Source organism: Pseudomonas sp. H3_A02, from assembly GCF_054671965.1.
Genome location: NZ_CP162807.1, coordinates 3,294,499 through 3,302,079, shown reverse-complemented (window position 1 = coordinate 3,302,079; position 7,581 = coordinate 3,294,499). Strand labels below are relative to the sequence as shown.

Below are 7,581 nucleotides of genomic sequence, written 5' to 3'. Positions count from 1 at the left end.
TTCTGAGGTATCCGGAATCAGTGGGCACAAGGCACAAAGGCAAGTCGTCCCTATGAAACGAATGCAAACCGGAAAAATTAGCGTTTGAGAACAAGTGTCAGGAAGAGCTTCCCGACAGGCAGGACAGTCACATTGTGGCGAGGGGATTTATCCCCGTTGGGCTGCGAAGCAGCCCCAAAAACCGAGGCGGTATTGCGTCAGGTAGTTTGAATGGGGCCGCTTCGCGCCCCAACGGGGATAAATCCCCTCGCCACAGTGGCCAACCCATGCCGCCGATGATGCACGCTCAACTGATCCTTGATCAGCCGCAGCACCTTGGCCTCGTGCTCATGAATGAAGAAGTGCCCGCCCGCCAGCATGTCCACCGAGAAGCTGCCCGTGGTTTCCTGGCGCCAGCCCATCAGTTGCTCCGTGGTGGCCTTGTCGGCCGTGCCGCCGAACACATGCACCGGGCAGTTGAGCAAAGGCCGCTGGCGTGGCTGGAAACGTCCGCACAGCAAAAAGTCGGCCCGCAGGATCGGCAGGGTCAGGTCCATCAGTTCTTCGTTGGCCAGGATCTCCTCGCTCGTACCGTTGAGGGTGCGCAGTTGTTCGATCAACTCCGCGTCGGTTTTCGCCTCGGCGAAACCGCGGTCGTAGTCAGCCCGCATCGTCGGCGCCGCGGTGCCGGAGGCAAACAGCGCCACCGGTTCCGGGCTGCCAAGCTCACGCAGGGCATGGGCGATTTCACAAGCCAGCAGCGCGCCCAGGCTGTGACCGAACAAGGCGTACGGGGCCTGGAGCGTCGGGTACAACTCCCGCGCCAGTTGCATCGCCAACGGGCCCATGTCGGTGTGCAGCGGTTCATCGAAGCGCGCTCCGCGCCCCGGCAACTCCACCGGTTGCACGTGCAGCCATTGCGGCAACGTGCGCCGCCAGCGGCTGTACACCATCGCGCTGGCGCCGGAATAAGGCAGGCACAGCAGGGTCAGTTGGGTCACTGCGGTTTTCTCCGATCGGTCGTGTAAGGAAGATAACGAAATCGTAACCCACAAAATTAGTCAAAACCGTTACGTTCGCTACGAGATGACGGCACCTTGTGGGAGCAAGGCTTGCCCGCGATGAACGATAACTCGGTTCATCTTCCCACCCGACCTTATACTGGCGAAACCTCGATCACTGCACACCGCACAGGAGAACGCCATGGGCTGGTCCGCCAAGCAATACGTCACCTTCGAACAGGAACGCACCCGTCCGTCCCGGGACCTGCTCGCCGCCATCCCTCCCACGCAGGCCCGTTCGGTGATCGACCTGGGTTGCGGCCCGGGCAATTCCACCGAACTGTTGGTGGAGCATTTCAGCGGCGCCACGGTGCGCGGCCTGGACAGTTCCAGCGACATGGTCGACGCCGCACGCAAACGCTTGCCCGCCGTGGCGTTCGACACTGCGGACATCGGCCAATGGGATGAACCCGGGCCGTTCGACGTGATCTTCGCCAACGCAGTGCTGCAATGGCTGCCCGACCACGCCACCTTGCTGCCCGCGCTGATCGGCAAACTCGCCCCCGGCGGCAGCCTGGCGATCCAGATGCCCGACAACCTGCACCAGCCCTCCCACCGCTTGATGCGGGAAATCGCAGCCAACGGGCCTTGGGCCAGCCAACTGGCCGCGGCGGCTGAATCGCGGACCGAGATGGCGGACCCCAGCACGTATTACTCGATCCTCAAGCCCCACTGCAGCCGTGTCGATGTGTGGCGCACCACCTACCACCACCCCTTGGCCGGCGGCGCCGCGGGCGTGGTGGAATGGTTCAAGGGCAGCGCCTTGCGGCCTTTTCTCGAGCCGCTGGATGAGACGCAACGCGAGCAGTACCTGACGCGCTATCTCCAGGCGATCGAACAGGCTTATCCGGCCCTGGACGATGGGACGGTGCTGCTGCCATTTCCCCGGGTGTTCATGGTCGCGACGCGCTAGGGCGAGGGTCGATGACGCAGCGACGAGGGGCCTAAATTTCTGATCCGGGCCCTCGTTACCTGCTAAGACCAAAAACCCGCAAGAGTGACCGCCGTGGACCTGCAAACCATCCTGGGCAAGCTGTTCGCCAATGCCGGCGCCGTTGGTATCGAAGGCGTCTTCCAATTCGTGTTCGGCCCGCACCAGGCGTACTGGTCCGAGGTCAAGGCCAGCAGCCGCACCGAAGCTGGCCGCCATACCAGCCCCGACGTCACCATCGAGGTGGCGGAGAAGGACTTCCTCGGGATCATGGCCGGCATGGCCAATGTCGAGGAACTGTTCGCCAGCGGTCGCCTGAAGATCGGCGGCAACATGGGCCTGGCGACGTTGCTGCCGCAGATCATCGACCATGCCCGGCATGGCGGTGGCGTGGTGGATAAGGTCGACATGAACAAGCGCTACCCCACCCCGCCGCGCTTCAGCGAAAAACTCACCGCCAGTCTGCCGACCCAACGCAGCGTGGAACGGCGGCCTCGTAGCGGGCTCTCGGTGCAGGAGTTCCAGGCACGGTATTTGCCCCACGGCACTCCGCTGGTCATCGGCGATGCCTTGCAGGACTGGCCGTTGTTCAAGCTCAGCCGCGAAGAATCCCTGGTGCATTTCGCCGAGCTGCAAGGCATCACCCGCCACGGCGACTACGTGAAGAAGACCTTCTCCACCGAGCGGGATTTTCGCTCCACCTCCATGGCCGACTTCATCGCCTCCCTCGACAACCCGGCGGCCAAGGGCGCCGACGGCGAACCGCCGGCCTACATGGGCAATAACATCCTGCCGGCGCAACTGATGAAGCAGATCAAGTACCCGCCCTACTTCGACCCGTCGCTGTTCATCCCACCGCGCATCTGGATCGGCCCCAAGGGCACCCTGACGCCGCTGCACCGCGACGACACCGACAACCTGTTCGCCCAAGTCTGGGGCAGGAAAACCTTCACCCTCGCCGCGCCTCACCACCGCGAAGCCCTCGGCACCTGGTCCACGGCGCCCCAAGGCGGACTGGACGGCTGTGACTTCAACCCGGACGCGCCGGACTACCAACGCTTCCCCCACGCCCGCGACGTGACCTTCATGCGCGTGACGCTGGAGGCTGGGGATTTGCTGTTTTTGCCGGAAGGCTGGTTCCACCAAGTGGAGTCGGTGTCGACGTCGTTGTCGGTGAATTTCTGGGTGAATTCGGGGCGGGGTTGGTAACAGCCGGTCTGAAGAAACATTCTTTGTAGCAGGCAGATTGTGGGAGCAAGGCTTGCCCGCGATGAAGGCAATGCGGTCTTTCGGAAATCGAGTCGCCTGTTTCGCGAGCAAGCTTTGCTCCCACAGTCCCCTTGCCACAGGTTTGTGTTTGGACCTGAAATATGAAGACTGCTTCACCCAAGTGAACTCCACCCACCTCCCACCAGTCAGCAGGTAAGGCCCTCCATTCAAGGTGCTAAACCATGCAGATATCCCTCGCCCGCCAGGTTGCCCTGGTCACCGGCGCCAGTTCCGGCATTGGCGCAGGCGCGGCCAGGGCGTTGGCTGACGCCGGTGCCGCGGTGGTACTCAACTACCACTCCAGCGCCGGCCCGGCGCAAGACCTGGCCCGTGAAATCAATGCCAATGGCGGCCGTGCCATCGCCGTGGGTGCCGATGTGTCGAAGGAACAAGAGGTCGAACAGTTGTTCGCCCAGACCCTTGAAGCCTTTGGCACGCTGGACATCCTGGTGGCCAATTCCGGCCTGCAAAAAGACGCGCCCGCCGTCGACATGAGCCTGGAAGACTGGAACACCGTGATCGGCACCAACCTCACCGGCCAGTTCCTCTGCGCCCGCGCCGCCCTGCGGATCTTCAACCGCCAGGGCATTCGCCAGGGCGTGTCCCGGGCCGCTGGCAAGATCATCCACATGAGTTCGGTGCACCAGCGCATTCCCTGGGCCGGCCACGTCAATTACGCCGCGTCCAAGGGCGGTGTCGATCTGCTGATGCAGAGCCTGGCCCAGGAAACCAGCCACCAGCGCATCCGCATCAACAGCATCGCCCCCGGAGCCATCCGCACCGCCATCAACCGTGAAGCCACCGAGGGCGAGCAGGAGCAGAAGCTGCTGGAGCTGATTCCTTACGGTCGCGTCGGCGATGTGGAGGATGTCGCCAACGCGGTGGTCTGGCTGGCCTCGGACTTGTCCGATTATGTGGTGGGCACCACGCTGTTCATCGATGGCGGGATGAGCCTTTATCCGGGGTTTCGCGGCAATGGCTGATCATGACGAACCGCAAAGCCCCATCGAGAACCACGGCATCATCGGCGACATGCGCACCGCTGCGCTGGTCAATGACCGAGGCAGTGTCGACTTTTTCTGCTGGCCGGAATTCGACAGCCCGTCGATTTTCTGCTCTCTGCTCGACACCCCGGAGGCGGGCATCTTCCAGCTCGCGCCAGACCTGCCGGATGCCCGTCGCCAACAAATCTACCTGCCTGACACCAACGTCCTGCAAACCCGCTGGCTGAGCGACGGCGCCGTGGTGGAGATCACCGACCTGCTGCCCATCGGCGATAGCGAGGATGATCTGCCGGTGTTGATCCGCCGTGTGGGCATGACCATCGGCAGCGCAACGTTTCGCCTGCGTTGCGCGGTGCGTCACGACTATGCCCGAGCCGCCACCACGGCGCGCCAGGACGGTGCCCACATCTGTTTCGAGGCGCAGGGGCAACCGAGCCTGCGCTTGTGCTCCGATCAGTCCATGACGCTGGACGGCAACGCGGCGGTGGCCGAATTCACCCTGGAACAGGGCCAGAGCGCCGAGTTCCTGCTGGGCGGCATCGACGACCCACGGCTTCAGGATGACGTCAGCACGATATGCCTGGAACGGACCCTGGCGTTCTGGCGCGGCTGGATCGGCCAATCCAACTATCGCGGACGCTGGCGGGAAATGGTCAACCGCTCGGCCCTGGCGCTGAAGCTACTGACCTCGCGCAAACACGGCGCCATCCTCGCCGCCGCCACCTTCGGCCTGCCGGAAACCCGCGGTGGCGAGCGCAACTGGGATTATCGCTACACTTGGATCCGCGACGCCTCGTTCACGGTCTACGCGTTCATGCGCCTGGGCTTCGTCGAAGAAGCCAACGCCTATATGCGCTGGCTGCGCGGGCGGGTCAGCGACTGTTGTGAACAGCCGACCAAACTCAACATCCTCTACGGCCTGGACGGCAGGCTGGAGCTGCCGGAAACCGAACTGTCGCACTTGAGCGGGTTCGGCAATGCGCAGCCGGTGCGCATCGGTAATCTGGCTTACAAACAGGTGCAATTGGATATTTTCGGCGAGCTGATGGACGCGGTGTACCTGGTCAACAAATACGGCGAAGCCATCTCCCATCAAGGCTGGAAACACACCGTCGAGGTGGTCGACCAGGTGTGCAAGGTCTGGCAGGACAAAGACGTGGGCATCTGGGAAATGCGCGGCGAAAAACAGCATTTCCTGCATTCGCGGCTGATGTGCTGGGTCGCCGTCGACCGCGCCATCCGCCTGGCCGAAAAACGCTCCCTGCCCGCCCCATTCGCCCGCTGGGACGAGACACGCCAGGCCATCTACCAAGACATCTGGACCAACTTCTGGAACGACGAACATCAACACTTCATCCAGCGCCTGGGCAGCACCGCCCTGGATGGTTCGATGCTGTTGATGCCTCTGGTGCGCTTCGTCAGCGCCCGCGACCCTCGCTGGCTCTCGACGCTCGATGCCATTGAAAAAAGCCTGGTGCGCGACGGCATGGTCTATCGCTACCGCAACGACGACAGCCCCATCGACGGCCTCAGCGGCATCGAAGGCTCATTCGCGGCCTGCTCGTTCTGGTACGTCGAATGCCTGGCCCGCGCCGGTCGCGTGGAAAAAGCCCAGTTGGAATTCGAACAGTTGCTGCGCTACGCCAACCCGCTGGGGTTGTACGCCGAAGAGTTCGACAGCCACGGCTATCACCTGGGCAACACTCCGCAGGCCCTGACTCACCTGGCGTTGATCAGCGCGGCGAGCTTCCTGGATCGTAAGTTGAGCGGGGAGAAGAATCATTGGCAGCCATGAGCGAGATCGGCACCACTTTCGAGTGAACACACTGTGGCGAGGGGATTTATCCCCGCTGGGCTGCGCAGCAGCCCCAAAAGCTGCACCCCGGTGTATCAGATTGATTGGGGACTCTTGAGGGGCTGCTACGCAGCCCAGCGGGGATAAATCCCCTCGCCACAAAAGCACTGCGCCAGCTAGCGTGTCGAGTCGGCCAGCTCGATATCATCCAACGCTCGGTTGGCCAACAATCTGGCCAGCTCGATCAACTGCTGAATCCCCAGCGCAACATGCCGCCGGGAACCTTCCAACTCGAACCCCAGGTCACTGACCAGCGCATCGGCCGAGGCCAGGGTTTCGCTCAGGGTGGTCAGCACCGATTCGGTGTTGAGGCCCGGGACCACGGTGAAAACCTGGCCCTCCTGGGTGTCGGGTTTGGGCGGGGTGGGCGACAAGTGGATGTTCAGCGCGCGGTCGGCGGCTTCGCGGAGTTTTTTTGTATCGAGGGTGGTGTAGGCAGAGAGGTCTTCGGCGCGTGGAGGGTTGGGGGTGATCTTGACCATTGTGAAACTCCTGACTTGAAGTTGAGCTCACTCGCCTCGTGACCAAACGAGGTGGTGGGCTATACGCAGGTTGGTCAACCGGGAAGTCAGGCACCCGGCGCACTCGAAAGTGCCCCGCGCACAGCCCACCGCAAAGCATACCGACAAGCGCACAAAAAAGCGCCGACATGCTGAGGTTGGCGCGTGTGCGCCTGACATTGGACGGGTGACCAAACCCGGTCGCTGATTTTGCAGCGACGGGCAAAGCCTATCCCCACCCTTTCCGAACCGGCAACCGACGCGACTCGTCAGAAAATTCCGGTTCACCTATTTTTTTGTAGGAACACCGCACCACTGTGGCGAGGGGATTTATCCCCGTTGGGCTGCGAAGCAGCCCCTGTAACCAGCGCCTCGGTGCATCAGGCAGATTGAGTTGGCTGTTTAGGGGGCTGCTGCGCAGCCCAGCGGGGATAAATCCCCTCGCCACAGAAGCAACCACCGCAATTCACCCATTTATCGTTACGCCCCCTTTCAAGTTGCCAGCCCCGCCAACCGCTCCTAAGATCGATGCTCTCACGGGTGCAGCGGAGCTGCCCGATAAAAACCCGACTCAAGGATCTGACATGACTCATATCAAACGCCCCATCACCACCCCACCCCGAACAGGCCTGACCCGCGAAGACCTCTGGGAAGGCCAGGACCGGGGCCTGATCAAGTGCTGGGAAATCGGCCGCGACCGGGCGATGAAATTTCCCGAACTGGCGCAACGCTGTCTGGCCGGTGAATTGCCAGTGCTGGGCTGGAAAGGTGGCGTCAGCCGCAGCCTGAAGAAAAACGAAAAATTCGGTTGCCTCAAGTACCTCGCCCAATGGCAGGGCCTGCGCGGTGAAGACCTGGACATCGACCTGACCCAGGAGCGCACCTTGACCTGTTCCAGCACGAACATGATCGTGACGTTTACCCCGGATCGGGCCAAATACGTCAACCAGGAACCTGCCTGAACGCAACCGCACACTGCCGG

7 protein-coding genes are annotated in these 7,581 nt (G+C 62.4%); 5 read left to right on the top strand and 2 right to left on the bottom strand.

Annotated elements, in window-relative coordinates:
• Positions 1-197: 197 nt before the first annotated feature.
• Complete coding sequence (locus tag AB4N80_RS14755) at positions 198-980, bottom strand: thioesterase II family protein (RefSeq protein WP_460082694.1); 783 nt, start codon at positions 978-980, stop codon at positions 198-200.
• 202 nt (positions 981-1,182) lie between these two features.
• Here AB4N80_RS14755 and tam point away from each other — a divergent pair, with 202 nt between their 5' ends.
• The 4 genes from tam (at position 1,183) to AB4N80_RS14735 (ending at position 6,039) form a co-directional block, all read left to right on the top strand.
• A complete protein-coding gene (tam, locus tag AB4N80_RS14750) occupies positions 1,183-1,953 on the top strand; it encodes a trans-aconitate 2-methyltransferase (protein ID WP_305467768.1) in 771 nt (256 codons plus the stop codon).
• Between the two features lie 93 nt (positions 1,954-2,046).
• Complete coding sequence (locus AB4N80_RS14745) at positions 2,047-3,180, top strand: cupin-like domain-containing protein (protein WP_305467769.1); 1,134 nt, start codon at positions 2,047-2,049, stop codon at positions 3,178-3,180.
• Positions 3,181-3,422: 242 nt separating this feature from the next.
• A complete protein-coding gene (locus AB4N80_RS14740; RefSeq protein ID WP_122569492.1) occupies positions 3,423-4,223 on the top strand; it encodes a glucose 1-dehydrogenase in 801 nt (266 codons plus the stop codon).
• Entirely contained in the window at positions 4,216-6,039 is a 1,824-nt protein-coding gene (locus tag AB4N80_RS14735; protein ID WP_122569491.1) for a glycoside hydrolase family 15 protein, read from the top strand. The genes AB4N80_RS14740 and AB4N80_RS14735 overlap by 8 nt, the downstream gene beginning before the upstream one ends.
• A 176-nt stretch (positions 6,040-6,215) precedes the next feature.
• On the opposite strand, the gene AB4N80_RS14730 is transcribed toward AB4N80_RS14735, so the two are convergent.
• Positions 6,216-6,581: a DUF6124 family protein gene (locus AB4N80_RS14730; RefSeq protein WP_122569490.1), complete on the bottom strand. Its 366-nt coding sequence runs from the start codon at positions 6,579-6,581 to the stop codon at positions 6,216-6,218.
• Between the two features lie 602 nt (positions 6,582-7,183).
• Between AB4N80_RS14730 and AB4N80_RS14725 the strand changes: the two genes are divergently transcribed.
• Entirely contained in the window at positions 7,184-7,561 is a 378-nt protein-coding gene (locus AB4N80_RS14725; RefSeq protein WP_122569489.1) for a hypothetical protein, read from the top strand.
• The last annotated feature ends 20 nt before the right edge of the window (positions 7,562-7,581 follow it).

Excerpts from the sequence above, each read along its gene's own strand:
- tam (WP_305467768.1), top strand. The coding sequence starts at position 1,183 with ATGGGCTGGTCCGCCAAGCAATACGTCACCTTCGAACAGGAACGCACC.
- AB4N80_RS14740 (WP_122569492.1), top strand. The coding sequence starts at position 3,423 with ATGCAGATATCCCTCGCCCGCCAGGTTGCCCTGGTCACCGGCGCCAGT.
- AB4N80_RS14735 (WP_122569491.1), top strand. The coding sequence starts at position 4,216 with ATGGCTGATCATGACGAACCGCAAAGCCCCATCGAGAACCACGGCATC.
- AB4N80_RS14730 (WP_122569490.1), bottom strand. The coding sequence starts at position 6,581 with ATGGTCAAGATCACCCCCAACCCTCCACGCGCCGAAGACCTCTCTGCC.
- AB4N80_RS14725 (WP_122569489.1), top strand. The coding sequence starts at position 7,184 with ATGACTCATATCAAACGCCCCATCACCACCCCACCCCGAACAGGCCTG.